The organism is Pseudomonas urmiensis, assembly GCF_014268815.2.
Classification (GTDB): Bacteria; Pseudomonadota; Gammaproteobacteria; order Pseudomonadales; family Pseudomonadaceae; genus Aquipseudomonas; species Aquipseudomonas urmiensis.
The window spans coordinates 745,282-760,707 of the sequence record NZ_JABWRE020000001.1 but is presented as its reverse complement, the minus strand read 5'-3'; the positions used below and the strand labels follow the sequence as shown (position 1 = coordinate 760,707).

Annotated in this window: 9 protein-coding genes; 4 read left to right on the top strand and 5 right to left on the bottom strand. The window is 62.0% G+C overall.

Going from position 1 to position 15,426, the window contains the following annotated elements:
• Positions 1 to 62: 62 nt before the first annotated feature.
• Positions 63 to 1,895, top strand: coding sequence for an ABC transporter ATP-binding protein (locus HU737_RS03490; RefSeq protein WP_186557479.1), 1,833 nt, complete (start codon positions 63 to 65; stop codon positions 1,893 to 1,895).
• 154 nt (positions 1,896 to 2,049) lie between these two features.
• Here HU737_RS03490 and HU737_RS03485 read toward each other — a convergent pair whose 3' ends face one another.
• Positions 2,050 to 3,177 (bottom strand): GNAT family N-acetyltransferase, encoded by a 1,128-nt coding sequence (locus tag HU737_RS03485; RefSeq protein WP_186557478.1) that lies wholly within the window; start codon positions 3,175 to 3,177, stop codon positions 2,050 to 2,052.
• 252 nt (positions 3,178 to 3,429) lie between these two features.
• Here HU737_RS03485 and HU737_RS03480 point away from each other — a divergent pair, with 252 nt between their 5' ends.
• Entirely contained in the window at positions 3,430 to 4,674 is a 1,245-nt protein-coding gene (locus HU737_RS03480) for a putative porin (protein WP_186557477.1), read from the top strand.
• A 429-nt stretch (positions 4,675 to 5,103) separates the two neighbouring features.
• On the opposite strand, the gene HU737_RS03475 is transcribed toward HU737_RS03480, so the two are convergent.
• The 4 genes from HU737_RS03475 to hrpA all read right to left on the bottom strand — a co-directional run bounded on the left by HU737_RS03475 (position 5,104) and on the right by hrpA (position 12,162).
• A complete protein-coding gene (locus tag HU737_RS03475; protein ID WP_367616058.1) occupies positions 5,104 to 5,919 on the bottom strand; it encodes an IS3 family transposase in 816 nt (271 codons plus the stop codon).
• A gap of 26 nt (positions 5,920 to 5,945) precedes the next feature.
• Positions 5,946 to 6,305 (bottom strand): transposase, encoded by a 360-nt coding sequence (locus HU737_RS26115; RefSeq protein WP_225915574.1) that lies wholly within the window; start codon positions 6,303 to 6,305, stop codon positions 5,946 to 5,948.
• Positions 6,306 to 6,894: 589 nt separating this feature from the next.
• On the bottom strand, positions 6,895 to 8,016 hold the full coding sequence (locus HU737_RS03470; protein ID WP_186557727.1) for a beta-ketoacyl-ACP synthase III: 1,122 nt from the start codon (positions 8,014 to 8,016) through the stop codon (positions 6,895 to 6,897).
• A gap of 240 nt (positions 8,017 to 8,256) precedes the next feature.
• Positions 8,257 to 12,162: an ATP-dependent RNA helicase HrpA gene (hrpA, locus tag HU737_RS03465; RefSeq protein WP_186557726.1), complete on the bottom strand. Its 3,906-nt coding sequence runs from the start codon at positions 12,160 to 12,162 to the stop codon at positions 8,257 to 8,259.
• Positions 12,163 to 12,668: 506 nt separating this feature from the next.
• Between hrpA and HU737_RS03460 the strand changes: the two genes are divergently transcribed.
• Both HU737_RS03460 and HU737_RS03455 read left to right on the top strand, forming a co-directional pair.
• Positions 12,669 to 14,033, top strand: a complete 1,365-nt coding sequence (locus tag HU737_RS03460) for a glutamine synthetase family protein (protein WP_186557725.1) — start codon at positions 12,669 to 12,671, stop codon at positions 14,031 to 14,033.
• A 30-nt stretch (positions 14,034 to 14,063) separates the two neighbouring features.
• Positions 14,064 to 15,371, top strand: coding sequence for an NAD(P)/FAD-dependent oxidoreductase (locus HU737_RS03455; RefSeq protein WP_186557724.1), 1,308 nt, complete (start codon positions 14,064 to 14,066; stop codon positions 15,369 to 15,371).
• The last annotated feature ends 55 nt before the right edge of the window (positions 15,372 to 15,426 follow it).

The following is a 15,426-nucleotide window of genomic DNA, read 5'->3' as shown; positions in this document are numbered from 1 at the left end:
GTGCAGGCCTCACAGGGATGTGAACCGCCTGCAGGTCGGGTAGAACAGGAGTTGTAACCCCCATGCTGTACCGCCGTTTCGAGCAATTGATCGACATCTTCCGCGAAGCGCCGAGCGAGGCGCCTCCGAGCACGGTGTGGCCGTTCTACCTCTACTACCTGCGTCAGGTGTGGCCAAGCTTCTTGGCCCTGCTGATCGTTGGCCTGGTCGCCTCGTTGATCGAGGTGGCCATGTTCAGCTACCTGAGCCGGATCATCGACCTGGCCCAAGGCACGCCCAACGCCAACTTCTTCAGCGAGCACAGTGGCGAGCTGATCTGGATGCTGGTGGTGGTCCTGCTGCTGCGTCCGGTGTTCTTCGGCCTGCACGACCTGCTGGTGCACCAGACCATCAACCCGGGGATGACCAGCCTGATCCGCTGGCAGAACCACACCTATGTGCTCAAGCAGAGCCTGAACTTCTTCCAGAGCGACTTCGCCGGGCGTATTGCCCAGCGCATCATGCAAACCGGCAACTCCCTGCGCGACTCAGCGGTGCAGGCGGTGGATGCGCTGTGGCACGTGTTGATCTACGCGATCAGCTCGCTGGTGCTGTTCGCCGAGGCTGACTGGCGGCTGATGCTGCCGCTGCTGGTGTGGATCGCCTGCTACATCGCCGCTTTGCTGTACTTCGTGCCGCGGGTCAAGGAGCGCTCGGTGATTTCCTCCGATGCGCGCTCCAAGCTGATGGGGCGCATTGTCGATGGCTACACCAACATCGCCACCCTCAAGCTGTTCGCCCATACCGACTACGAGCAGCAATACGCCCGCGAGGCGATCCGTGAGCAGACCGAGAAAACCCAGCTGGCCGCTCGCGTGGTGACCAGCATGGACGTGGTGATCACCACCCTCAACGGCTTGCTGGTCGTCACCACCACAGGGCTTGCGCTGTGGCTGTGGACCCAGTCGCTGATCACGGTCGGTGCCATCGCACTGGCTACTGGCCTGGTGATTCGTATCGTCAACATGTCCGGCTGGATCATGTGGGTGGTCAACGGCATCTTCGAGAACATCGGCATGGTCCAGGATGGCCTGCAAACCATCGCCCAGCCGGTGACGGTCACCGACAGCCCCAACGCACCGGTGCTCAAGGTCACTCGCGGTGCAGTGCGCTTCGACAACGTGGGTTTCCATTACGGCAAAGGTGGCAAGGTCATCGACGGCCTCAACCTGGACATTCGCCCTGGCGAGAAGATCGGCCTGATCGGCCCCTCTGGGGCAGGCAAATCGACCTTGGTCAATCTGCTGCTACGCCTGTACGACCTGGAAAGCGGGCGCATCCTGATCGATGGCCAGGACATCGCCGAAGTGAACCAGGCCAGCCTGCGCGCGCAGATCGGCATGATCACCCAGGACACCTCGCTGTTGCACCGCTCGATCCGCGACAACCTGCTGTACGGCCGCCCCGATGCCAGCGAACAGGCGTTGTGGGAAGCTGTGCGCGGGGCACGGGCCGACGAGTTCATCCCGCAGCTGTCCGATGCCCAGGGGCGCACTGGCTTCGATGCGCATGTGGGTGAGCGCGGGGTCAAGCTGTCTGGCGGACAGCGTCAGCGTATCGCCATCGCCCGGGTGCTGTTGAAGAACGCACCGATCCTGATCATGGATGAGGCTACCTCGGCGCTGGACTCAGAGGTGGAAGCGGCGATTCAGGAAAGCCTGGAGACCCTGATGCAGGGCAAGACGGTGATTGCCATTGCCCACCGGCTGTCGACCATCGCCCGGATGGACCGGCTGGTGGTGCTGGACAAAGGGCATATCGTCGAAAGCGGAACCCATGCCGAACTGCTCGCGCACCAAGGGCTGTATGCGCGGTTGTGGCATCACCAGACTGGCGGTTTTGTCGGCGTCGATTGAGTTTCAGGCTGGCGCGCCCCCATCGCGGGGCAAGCCCGCTCCCACGCTAACCAGCTATGCAGCTATGCGGCTATGCGGCTATGCAGCTATGCAGCTATGCAGCCATTGCGTGGGAGCGGGCTTGCCCCGCGATGGGGCCACAACAGCCCACCCATCAACCCCGCCGATAAGGCAGCATCCCCCGCGCCTCCTCGGCATAAGCCCTGACCCCCTCGCGCTCCTGCCCAAGAAAATCCTCCACCGCCCGCCTCAACCCCGGATGCAACAGATAGTGCCACGACCGCGTGATCACCGGCTCAAACCCGCGAATCAGCTTGTGTTCGCCCTGTGCCCCCGCATCGAAGCGCTGCAAGCCTTGGGCAATGGCAAAGTCCATCCCCTGGTAGAAGCACGTCTCAAAGTGCAACCGATCGAACTCGGCCAGGCACCCCCAATAGCGCCCATACAAGCTATCGCTGCCCACCAGGCTCAGCGCCATGGCCACATCCCGCCCCGCCTGGCGCGCCACCACGACGCGGATCGCCTCGGGCATGCGCTCGGCCAGCAGGCTGAAAAACGCCCGCGTGAGGTACGGCGTTCGCCTACGTACGGCATAGGTGTTGGCGTAACACAGATACACGAAATCCCACTGCGCTTGGCTCAGCTCATCGCCGCGATACCACTGGAACTCGATACCCTGCCCCAGCACCTGCTCACGCTCCTTGCGCATCTGCTTGCGCTTGCGCGAGCTGAGAGTATCGAGAAAGTCCTGGAAATCCCGATAGCCCTGATTGCGCCAATGAAACTGGCAACCCAGGCGCTCCATCCAGCCCGGCAGACCGGCAATCGACTGGTCCAGGGCGCTGTCGGTGAAATTGATGTGGGCGCCCGACAAGCCACCCTTGCCCAGATACTCAGGCAGCGCCTGCAGCAACAGCAGGCCATCGGCAGGATCCTCGGTTAGCAATCGCGGGCCACTGACCGGGCTGAACGGTACGGCGCCCAGTAACTTGGGGTAGTAGGCAATCCCGGCGCGCTCACAGGCATCGGCCCAGCCGTGATCGAACACGTACTCGCCGAACGAATGCCATTTGCGATAGGCCGGCAGCACCGCGCGCACCTGCCCGTCACGCTCCAGGATCAAGTGCTCGGCAGCCCAGCCGGTGGCGGGCACGACGCTGCCGCTGTCCTCCATCGCGGTCAGAAACGCATGCCGTAGAAACGGCTGGCCGGCGGGCACCAGCGCATCCCAGGTCGCCGCTGGCAGGTCGCGCAAATGGGCAAGGCTGTACAGGCTGATCACGGGTTCACTCTCCAAGAGGCGCCTGCCAGTATCCCGGATGCAGGGCGCGACTGACAAACCTCAAGCGCACTGACAGCGGTTTTCTTAACGGCAGTGCCACTAAATAGACATTATTCTGTCATCCCCCCTCGCAATACTTGCGCCTGTTTTCCGGAACCCCAGCGACCTGTCTATTCAGGCCTTTTCCGAAGACTTGCCAACTCGGGGGCGGGCGCACAAGCCTCCCCATACTTTTCCAACAGGGAGAACCTTATGCGTCTTGTTTCTACACTTACTGGAGTGAGCCTCACCGGCCTGATGCTGGCTCTGAGTACTCCAGCCAGTGCTGCAGTCGACGCCAAGCTGCTCGAAATGCTCCGCGCCAACGGCTCGATCAACCAGGCGCAGTACAACGAACTGCAGGCCGACCTGTCGAAGGAAACCAAGGAAAAGGCAGACATGAAGGCTCAATCCGAGCGGATGAGCTCCTTTGAACAGAAAGTCGCCTGGGCCGCCAAGACCCAGATCAAGGGCGATGTGCGCCTGCGCTACGAAGACGTCAACGTCGACGAACCGAACAGCTCCAGCGGCAACCAGGACCGTCAGCGCGTGCGTGCCCGTGTTGGCTTCTACAGCGAGATCAACCCGCAGGTCGACGCCGGCATCCGTGTCGCCACCGGCAGCAGCGCTGACCGTCGCTCGACCAACCAGAGCCTGGACAACTACTTCGACAAGAAGTCGCTGTGGGTTGACCTGGCCTACCTCGACTGGCACCCAACCGCCCTGCCCGGCCTGCACCTGATCGGCGGCAAGATGGCCCAGCCTTGGGTCAGCATGGGCGACATCATCTGGGACAGCGACATCAACCCGGAAGGTGTGGCTGCTACCTACAAGACCGACCTGGGCGGCGCCGAAGTGTTCGCCAGCGCGGGTCAATACACCCTCAAGGACAACGTCGACGGCGACGGCGTGCAGTACAAGCACGACGCCCAGGTCTACCACGGCCAGCTGGGGGCGAAGTTCGCGCCGATGGATGCCCTCAAGGTCACCGTGGGTGCGAGCATCTATGGCTATGACAACGACAAGGAAGCCACCATCCTGCAGTCGTTCGGCAACACCACCAACGAGTTCAACCTGGTGGAAGGCTTCGGTCAGATCGACCTGACTGGCCTGGCTGTACCGCTGTCGGCCTATGGTCAGTACGTGAAGAACACCGAGAGCACCGATGGCGAAGACCAGGCTTGGCTGGCGGGCCTGAAGACCAAGCTCGGTGCCTGGAGCCTGGACTATAACTACCGCGATGTGCAGCGTAACGCTGTGGTCAGCCTGTTCACCGACTCTGACTTCGGTAACGGCTTCACGGGTTCGCGCGGTCACAAGTTCAAGGTGGGTTACGAGATCGACAAGAACTTCTCGGTGGGTGCTGCTTATCTGATGGCCAAGACCGATCTGTCGCAGCTGCCTAACAGCAATGCTGATGTCGATACGTTGCAGGTGGATCTGGAAGCTAAGTTCTAAGGTGTAGTTGCTCTGCGTTAGTGAAAGCGGGAAGTGCCGAACCCCATCCGGCGCTTTTCGCTTTTTTTCGTTGGGCTTGGGCTTGGGCTTGGGCTTTTAGAGGTTTGAGCATATCCATTGGCTAGGGTGGCGCTGAGTCACCTTTCCGCCCTTACGGCGGGTCACTTTTGGCAGACGCCCCAAAAGTAACCAAAAGGTCTGCGCTCCACCATCCGGCCCTACGCTGCGCTTCGGGTCCCCTCGCTTCGGTGCCTTCCGGGCCCGCGCGGCCTACGATTTGCTACGCAAATCTACATCTCGCGCCTTCGGCTACGCCGAAGGGTGCTGACGCACCTGGCCCTACAGACACCTACGCTCGGCCTCCTGAAGTCGCGAAGTTAGTGGCGGCGACTTGAACTGGTCAACTTATTTTGGACACCAGTTAAGGTTTCATGCCGCATCCTTGAGCTTTTTCTCCATGGCTACCGGGGTTTGATAACCGTTGTAGCTGTGGAGGCGCTTCAGGTTGTAGCGGACCAAATAAGCCTGAACGTCAGCCCGCGCCTGTGCTTCGGTTTCATAACCCCCTGCGGGAATCCACTCTGACTTCAGGGCCCCAAAAAAGCGCTCCATGGCGGCGTTATCCCAGCATTGTCCTCGATGGCTCATGCTCTGATTCATGTCGTACTCTTCAAGTGCAGCCCTGAACTTGTGGCTGGTGTACTGGCATCCCTGGTCGGAATGAAACATCACATCCTTCGGCTTGCCGCGGGATTCGGCCGCCATGCGTAGCGCGCTGCAGGCCAGCCTGGCGTCCGCAATCATTGAAAATGCCCAGCCCACCACCCGTCGTGCGTACAGGTCGAGCACAGCTGCCAAGTACAGCCAGCGCTTGCCAACCTGGATATAGGTCACATCCCCACACCACACTTCGTTGATCGTCGAAACTTTGAAATTCCGCTTCAACTGATTTTCTGCAATCAGCGCTTCCGCGCCTGAAGAACGGTACCGGTGCGGCCGGCGCTGCCTGCATTTCAGGCCAGCTTCACGCATCAGACTACGCACTTTGTAGCGTCCGACTTTATGGCCGTCACGCCGCAGTTCCTCGGTTAGTGTTCGCGATCCAGCCGAACCTCGAGAGACTTTGAAATGGCCCTCTACAGCCGAGCGTAACTGATCCCGCTCTGGATTTTTCCGGGCTTGGCGTTTGCGCCATGCATAGAAACTGCTGCGCTTGACCCCAAGCACGCGACAGCATTCGACGATACCGTATTGCTCACTCAGCTCGTTGATCAGCGAAAACGATCTTTGGAGTCCCGAAGCAGGAGAGCACTGGCCTTTTTTAGGATTTCGATATCTCGGTCTTTCTGCCGAACCAACGCCTCCAACTCTTGGATTCGTTGTTGATCCGGGGTGATAGCCTTGGCTCCAGCCGGTACCTTGCCCTCTCGCTCCTTGCGCACTTGCTCAACCCAGCGACGCAGGGCTGTAGGCCCAATTTCAAGCATTTCACAGACTTCGGGGACTGATTGACCACCGTCGAGCACCATCTCAGCAGCCCGGATTTTCTGTTCTTTCGAGTATGACTTTCGCACTGATTTTGCCTCCAATTGGGCGCCATCATAGCGCCCGTAGAAGGTGTCCAAAATCATTAGGCCAGATCAAGCCCGCTCCCACAGGTTCACCGCCAGCCGGAAGAACCGCGCGGTACCTGTGGGAGCGGGCTTGCCCGCGAAGAGGCCGGAACAAACCACACAAAAGAAAAATTCAAACCTTGGCTTTGGCTTTGGCTTTGGCTTCTGCGAGAGCGTAGCAATTCGCTGCTCTTGATCTTCATGCGCGCAATTCCAGGCGCCGCAGATTCGCGACTTCAGGAGGCTGAGCAGAGGTGCCTGGAGGGCCAGGTGCGCAGCACCCTTCGGCGCAGCCGAAGGCGCGAGATGTAGATTTGCGCAGCAAATCGTAGGCCGCGCGGGCCCGGAAGGCGCCGGCGCGAAGGGATCCGTAGCGCAGCGTAGGGCCGGATGGTGGAGCGCAGACCTTTTTGGTTACTTTTTGGGGCGTTTGCCAAAAAGTGACCCGCCGTAAGGGCGGAAGGGGCCAGTAGCAGCCCCCAAAAAACGGATAAGCTCACATTCAAGAACTCAACTCAAAACCAGCGCTACCCCCGCCAAATGGCCGCAAAGGTGACTAAAAGCCACCCTCGCAACCAGAAAAACCCACCACCAAAAAAAACAAAAATCACCGCTTACGCAAAATCACACTACCAATCGAATACCCAGCGCCAAACGAACTCAGCACCCCCACCGCCCCCACAGGCAAATCATCCTGATACAGGTGCAGGGCAATCACCGACCCCGCCGAACTGGTATTGGCATACCGATCCAGAATCACCGGCGCATCTTCCTCAGCCACATCCCGCCCAACCAGCTTCTTGACGATCAAGTGATTCATGCTCAAGTTGGCCTGATGCAACCAGAAACGCTTCACATCGCTCGGCTGCAGACCATTCTCTTGCAAGTGCTGGCCGATCAGCTCAGCAACCATCGGACACACCTCACGGAACACCTTGCGCCCTTCCTGAACGAACAGTTTGTCCGCTGCCCCCTCGCCCTCCTCCGCCGCACGGTTGAGGAAGCCGAAGTTGTTGCGGATGTTATTGGAGAACTGAGTCAGCAACTTGCTGCTGACGATCTCGAACTGATGCGCCGAAGTCGCCAGGTCAGCACGCTCGAGCAGCACGGCGGTAGCGGCATCGCCAAAGATGAAGTGGCTGTCACGATCGCGGAAGTTCAGGTGAGCGGTACACACCTCAGGGTTGACCACCAGCACCGCACGGACCTGGCCCAGCTGAATGCTGTTGGCGGCGGTCTGGATGCCGAAGGTGGCCGACGAGCAGGCAACGTTCATGTCGAAGCCAAAACCGTTGATGCCCAACGCCTGCTGCACTTCGATGGCGATAGCCGGATACGGGCGCTGCAGGTTGGAGCAAGCGACGATCACCGCATCGACATCGGCGGCAGTGCGACCTGCACGCTCAAGGGCCTGGCGGGCGGCGGTCACGGCCATCTCACAGAGGATCGAGGGCTCGTCATTGGAGCGCTCCGGCAACCGTGGCTTCATGCGCTGCGGATCGAGAATGCCGGCCTTGTCCAACACGAAGCGGCTCTTGATCCCCGACGCCTTCTCGATGAAGGCGGCGTTGGATTCGGCCAGGGCTTGGACTTCGCCACGCGCGATGGCCGCCGCGTTGTCCTGGTTGTACTGCGTGACCCAAGTATTGAACGACTCCACCAGTTCTTCGTTGGAAATGCTCTGGGCCGGGGTATACAGGCCGGTGCCGCTGATTACGACGTTATGCACGGTCGTTCCTCTGGTCAGAGGCCATCGCCGCGCGGCGCTGGCCGAAATAAGGGGCAAGATAATGGCACCTTGGTGCCAATTTACAATTGCAACTTCCCGCTGAAACGGGAGAACCAGCGAGGGCTATGCCCTCGTGCGCGGGTAAACCTGCTCCCAGAGTTCTCGTGGGAGCCAGTCTAGCTCGCGAATGACCGCAAAGCGGCCGCAAAACTCCAGCAAGTTTGCCACATTTGCAGCGGTTTAGCCCTCTACCAGGCTCCACTGTTTGCTCAAGCGTTTGTCGGAAACCGGCACCTTGGTGCCCAGCTGCTGGGCGAACAGCGATACCCGATATTCCTCCAGCAACCAACGGTACATGAGCAACTGCTCGTCGCGCTTGCCCTCCTGGGCATGCTTGTCGGCGCGTGTCTTGTACTGGGTCCAGAGAGTGGCCAGTTCGCCACTCCAGACGCGGTCCTTCTGCACTTGCGAGCCGAGTTTCTCCAGGCGCAATTCGATGGCTTTGAGGTAGCGGGGCAATTCCTTGAACCACACCCCAGGCGTATCGCGCACAAAACCGGGGTAGACCAGGTTGGCCAACTGCAGCTTGATGTCGTTCAAGGCAACCGCCTGGCTCAAGTCGATCTTGCCTTTGAAGCGCTTCTGCAAACCATGCCACAGCTTGAGCACCTCAAGCGTCAGCCTGGCCAAGCGCTCGGCGTGCTCAGCCCAACTGCCGCGCTTGCGCTCGGCCAACGAAGCAAGGCCCGCCCCATCGCGCGGCAGCTGCACTTCACCTTCCAGGATGCAGCTGTCGAGACTGGCCAGCAGGATGTCCTCGACCAACGCCTCGACCCGGCCCATGTCGCGGTACAGCAGCCCCAGCTCGGTCAGCCCGGGCAACTTGCCCCGCAGGAACTTGGCCGGCTCTGCCAGCTGTTGCAAAAGCAAACGTTGCAATGCGCGGCGATGCTGGAACTGGGCCTCGGCGTGGGTCGAGAAACGTCCTTCACGTACGCTGCCGTTCTCTTCGACCAGCGCCGGGTAGACCGTCATCGACAGCCCGGCGATCTTTTGCTGGGCGGTTTCAGCGACGTCGGCGAAGGCCTTGGCCTGCACCGGCTGCTCGGACTTTTCCGTACGCGGCATGGCCAGTGCAGCTTGGCTTGCTGCGACAAATCGGGAAGTCAGCTCGGCCAGATCGCGCCCTTCGCCAAGGAACTTACCCTGGCCGTCGACCACTTCGATGTTCATCCGCAGGTGGCTCTCGACCAGCTCAGCCGCTTGCGCCCAAGCCTCATCGGTGACCCGCGCGCCGGTCATGCGCAGCAGCTCCTTACCCAGCGCCTGGGGCAAACCGCCCTGGCCAAAGGTCATCCGCGCCAGGGCGGCCTTGACGAAGTCCGGCACCGGCACGAAGTTCTTGCGCAAGGCCTTGGGCAGGTTGCGTACCAGGGCAATGCACTTGGCCTCGAGCAAGCCTGGCACCAACCATTCCAGGCGCTCACCCGGCAGGCTCGGCAGCAACGGCGCCGGCACCCGCACAGTGACGCCATCGCGCGGATGGTTCGGCTCGAAATGGTAGCTCAGCGGCAGGCTCAGCTCGCCCACCTTGAGGCTGTCAGGGTATTGCGCGGCGGTCACTTCACTGGCCTCGCGGGCCAGCACATCCTCTTCGCGCATGATCAGCAGATTGGCGTCTTTCTGGCTGGTCATGCGATACCAGGCGTCGAACGTCGCCGTCTGGTGAATCTCGGCAGGCAGGCGCGCTTCATAGAAGGCGTAGAGAGTTTCCTCATCGGCGAGAATGTCGCGTCGGCGCGCCTTGGCCTCGAGCTCGTCGAGCTGTTCGAGCAGGCGTTTGTTAGCCGCCAGGCACTTGGCCCGCGACTGAATCTCACCGCCAACCAAACCCTCGCGGATAAACAGCTCGCGTGATACCACCGGATCGATCGGCCCGTAGTGCACCGGGCGCCGGCCGACCAGGATCAAGCCGTACAGGGTGATCTGTTCATAGGCCACCACTTGCCCGCGCTTTTTCTCCCAGTGCGGCTCGAAGTGGTTTTTCTTGATCAGGTGCCCCGCCAGCGGCTCGATCCAGTCTGGCTCGATCTTGGCCACCATGCGCGCATACAGCTTGGTGGTTTCGACCAGTTCGGCGGCCATCACCCATTGCGGGCGCTTGCGGCCGATGCCGGACGAGGGGTGGATCCAGAAGCGGCGCTGGCGCGCGCCCTGGTAGTCACCCTCTTCGGTCTTGTGGCCGATCTGGCTGAGCAGGCCACTGAGAATGGCCTTGTGCATGCGCTGATAGTCAATGGGTTCTTTATTAACGGTCAGTTGCAGGTCGCGACAGATCAGCGACAACTGGCGATGGGCATCGCGCCATTCGCGCAGGCGCAGGTAATTGAGGAAGTTCTTCCGGCACCAGTTTCGCAGCGGGTTGGCGGTCAGCGCCTGACGCTGCTCTTCGAAACCGCGCCACAGATTGACCAGCGCGGCAAAGTCCGAATCGACGTCTTTCCACTGCGCGTGGGCTTGATCCGCTGCCTGCTGACGCTCCGGCGGACGCTCGCGTGGATCCTGCACCGACAGCGCGCTGGTGACGATCAATACTTCCTGCAGACTGCCCAAGCGGGCGCCTTCGAGCAGCATGCGGCCCAGCCGCGGATCGATAGGCAAACGCGCCAGTTGCCGGCCGAGCGGGGTCAGCTGGTTCTCGCGATTGACCGCCGACAGCTCCTGCAGCAGGTTGAAACCGTCGCTGATGGCCTTGCCATCAGGCGGTTCGATGAAGGGGAAGGCATCAATCGCACCCAGGCGCAGGTGGAGCATCTGCAAGATCACCGCCGCCAGGTTGGTGCGCAGGATCTCCGGATCGGTGAACGCCGGCCGGCCGTTGAAGTCGTCTTCGCTGTACAGGCGCACACAGATGCCCGGCTCGACCCGCCCACAGCGTCCCTTACGCTGGTTGGCACTGGCTTGCGAGACCGCCTCGATAGGCAGGCGCTGAACCTTGGCGCGATAGCTGTAACGGCTGATCCGCGCGGTGCCACTGTCGATCACATAGCGGATGCCGGGCACCGTCAGGGAAGTCTCGGCCACGTTGGTGGCGAGCACCACGCGCCGGCCTGGGTGCGACTGGAAGATCTTCTGCTGCTCGGCCGGCGACAGCCGGGCGTACAGCGGCAAGATCTCGGTGTGACGTAGCTGGGCCTTGCGCAAGATCTCGGCAGCGTCGCGAATCTCACGCTCGCCGGGCAGGAACACCAGCACATCACCCGGCCCCTTGCCGACACTGCGTTCGTGCGCGGCGATTTCATCGAGGGTAGCCAGGATCGCCTGATCAACTGTCAGGTCGTCTTCAACCTGGTTGCCTTCCTCGTCCTGCTCGCTGGTCAGCGGCCGATACCAGGTTTCTACCGGGTAGGTGCGGCCCGAGACTTCAATGATCGGCGCGTTATCGAAATGCTTGGAGAAGCGCTCCAGATCGATGGTCGCTGAAGTGATGATCAGCTTCAGCTCGGGCCGGCGATGCAGCAAGGTCTTCAGATAACCGAGCAAGAAGTCGATGTTCAGACTGCGCTCGTGGGCCTCGTCGACGATGATCGTGTCGTAGCGCTCAAGAAACCGATCATGCTGGGTTTCGGCGAGCAGGATGCCATCGGTCATCAGCTTGACCAGGGTGTTGGAATCGCTCTGATCCTCGAACCGCACCTGGTAGCCGACCAGCGCGCCCAGCGGCGTGCCGAGTTCTTCCGCGACCCGCGCGGCAACGCTGCGTGCGGCGATCCGCCGGGGCTGGGTGTGAGCGATCTGGCCGTGGCTGCCACGGCCCAGTTCCAGGCAGATCTTGGGCAACTGAGTGGTCTTGCCCGAACCGGTTTCGCCGGCGATCACCAGGACCTGGTGTTCACTCAAGGCCTTCTTGATCTCGTCGCGTTTGGCGGCGATCGGCAGATTATCGTCGTAGCGGATACTCGGCACGCTTTGCTGGCGCGCAGTGACCTGGGCGAACGAGGCCTGGACCTTGTCCACCCACTGCGCCAGCTTGGCCTCGTCAGGGCGCTTGCGCAGCTCATGCAATTGCCGACGCAGACGATGGCGGTCGGCGATCATGGCGTGGTCGAGGTTGTTCAGCAGCTGGTCGATGGCGTGGTCTGTCATGGGGCTTTTTAATGATGCAGGTGAGCCTGCTTGTGCATGATCGGCATTCGAAGGGCTGCGATTGTCGCATAACGTAGCGCTTTATGGAGGTTCGCGTGGGAGCGGGCTTGCCCCGCGATAGCCCTTTACCCGCTATCGCGGGGCAAGCCCGCTGCCACGCCAACATCCTACAAGGTGGCTGCATTTGTTTAGCCAAGCGCGAACTGAAGGTAGCCATTCACTGATTTAATCAACCTTACAGCCCATGGGAGTATCGAGCCATGATCCTCCTCCCCAGCATCGCCCAGCCGCCGTCACGCCCTTCCTTCCCGAAGGTCCGGGCCTGCGCTGGCGAAAATCCGCTGGTGCACATCATCCTCGCCTTCTGGGCCTTGTGGCACTGCCGTCACGCGCGCCCACCGGATGCTTTACTCACGCTTGACTGACCCATTCCGGCCCACCGGCCGGCTGACCCAGTATGACCTGGCGCCTGTTGTGCGCAGGTCCTGTGCGCGAGCGAATCCATCATGCACTTTGCTCCTATCGAGCAGGCCGAACGCTTTTTGGCCGACAACCCTGATATCGACCTGATCGAGCTGTTCATCCTCGACGCCAACGGCGTGCCACGCGGCAAGCTGCTGCACCGCGATGAGCTGTTGGCGGTATACGAAAGTGGCCGGCCATTGCCCAGTACCATCCTCGGCCTGACCCTCAATGGCGATGATGTCGAGAACTCCGGGCTGGTCTGGGACGTCGGCGATATCGACTGCCGCGCCTACCCGCTCGACGGTAGCCTGGTCCGTCTGCCGTGGCGGCGTGTGCCTACCGCTGCTGTGCAAGTCAGCATGCACCCCAGCGAAGGCCTACCCGCCAGCGTTGCCGATCCACGCCACGTACTGCTGCGCACCATCGAGGCGCTCAAGGCTGATGGCTTGCATCCGGTGATGGCCTGTGAGCTTGAGTTCTACCTGCTCGACCAGCAGCGCGATGCCCACGGCCGCCCGCAGCCAGCGCTGGACAACGACGGCGGCCGGCCACGCGCCACCCAGGTCTATGGCCTGCGCGAACTGGAGCAGATCGAGCCGTTCCTCGCCGACCTGTACGCGGCTTGCAAAGCCCAGGGCATCCCGGCGCGCACGGCGATTTCCGAATACGCCCCCGGCCAGGTGGAGATCACCCTGGAGCATGGCGACGCCTTGGCGGCGATGGATCAGGCGGTGCGCTACAAACGCCTGGTCAAGGGCATCGCCCATGCCCACGGCATGCAGGCCTGCTTCATGGCCAAACCGTTTTCGGATCTGGCCGGCACCGGCATGCACATGCACCTGAGCCTGGCCGATGAGCAAGGCAACAATCTGTTCGCCAGCAGCGATCCGGCAGGCACCCCGCTGCTGCGCCAGGCAGTCGCTGGCATGCTGTGCCACCTGCACGAATCGCTGTTGCTGTTCTGCCCCAACGCCAACTCGTTCCGGCGCTTCCAGGCCAACAGCTATGCGCCGCTGGCGCCGACCTGGGGCGTCGACAACCGCACCGTCAGCCTGCGCGTGCCGGGCGGCCCGGCCAACAGCCGGCATGTCGAGCACCGCATCTGCGGCGCCGATGCCAACCCCTACCTGGCCGCCGCCGCGATCCTCGCCGCCAGCCACCAAGGCATCCGCCAACAGCTCGACCCCGGCGCGCCCGTGCAAGGCAACGGCTATGCCCAGGCTACCGAGCACCTGCCCACTGACTGGCTGACCGTGCTCGATGCCCTGGAGCAGTCGAGCTGGGCCAAAGAAGCGCTGGGCGAGGCCTTCCTCGGTGTGTACCTGAAGGTCAAGCGTGCCGAGTATCGCCAGTTCATGGCCGAAGTCGGCGAGCAGGACTGGCGCTGGTACCTGCACCAGGCCTGAGCCCTACCCTCTTTCTGTCAAGGAACCACCATGAACGCAGCACTGAACAACGGCGCGGCCCAGCGCGCGCCGTCCTACTACAGCGCCACCCTCAACGATTCGACCCAATACCCGACCCTGCAGGGCACCCATCAGGTCGACGTGGCGATCATCGGCGGTGGCTTCACCGGCGTCGCCACCGCCGTGGAGTTGGCCGAGCGCGGCCTTAAGGTGGCGATCGTCGAAACCCACCGCATTGGTTGGGGCGCCAGCGGGCGCAACGGCGGCCAGGTCACCGGCAGCCTGTCGGGCGATGAAGCGATGCGCACGCAAATGCGCGATCGGCTCGGCGCCGAAGTCGACGACTTCATCTGGCAGCTGCGCTGGCGCGGCCACCAGATCATCGAGCAGCGAGTGCAGCGTTATGGCATCGATTGCGACTTGAAGCGCGGCCATCTGCATGCGGCGATGAAGCCTTCGCACATGGACGAGCTGCGCAGCTTTGAGGCCGAGGCGCAGCGTCGTGGCATGGGCGATCAAGTCGAGTTGCTTGATCGCCAAGCGGTGGCTCGCCAGCTGCAAAGCCCGCTGTACCTGGGCGGCCTGAAGAACCGCCGCAACCTGCACCTGCATCCGCTCAACCTGTGCCTGGGCGAGGCCCGCGCCGCCCACAGCCTGGGCGCGCTGATCTTTGAAAACTCCGAAGTGCTGGAGATCATCCACGGCCCGCGCCCGGCGGTGGTCACTGCCCAGGGCCTGATCGAGGCCCGCCAGGTGATGCTGGCCGGCGATGTCTACCACAAGCTGGAAAAGCGCCAGCTCAAGGGCAAGATCTTCCCGGCCATGGGCGGCATCGTCACCACCGCACCCCTGGGGGAACTGGCCGCGCAGATCAACCCCGAGGACCTGGCGGTGTACGACTGCCGCTTCGTCCTCGACTACTACCGCCTGACAGCCGACAAGCGCTTGCTGTTCGGCGGTGGCGCCAATTATTCAGGCAAGGATTCGCGGGATATCGCCGGCGAGCTGCGACCGTGCATCGAGCGCACCTTCCCCGCGCTCAAGGGCGTGCCGATCGAGTTCCAGTGGAGCTGTGCGATGGGCATCGTGGTCAACCGCATTCCGCAGTTGGGCAAGCTTTCGGAGAATGTCTGGTACTGCCAGGGCTATTCCGGGCACGGCATCGCCACCAGTCACATCATGGGCGAGATCATGGCCGAGGCACTGACGGGGACGCTGGAGAAGTTCGACACCTTTGCGGCGTGCAAGCACATCAAGGTGCCGATGGGGGATCTGTTGGGCAATCCGCTGTTGGCGGCCGGGATGTGGTACTACCAGATGCTGGAAAAACTACGCTAGAGCCCTCATGGGAGCGGGCTTGCCCCGCTCCCATGCCGCCTGTTCGAAGTCGTCT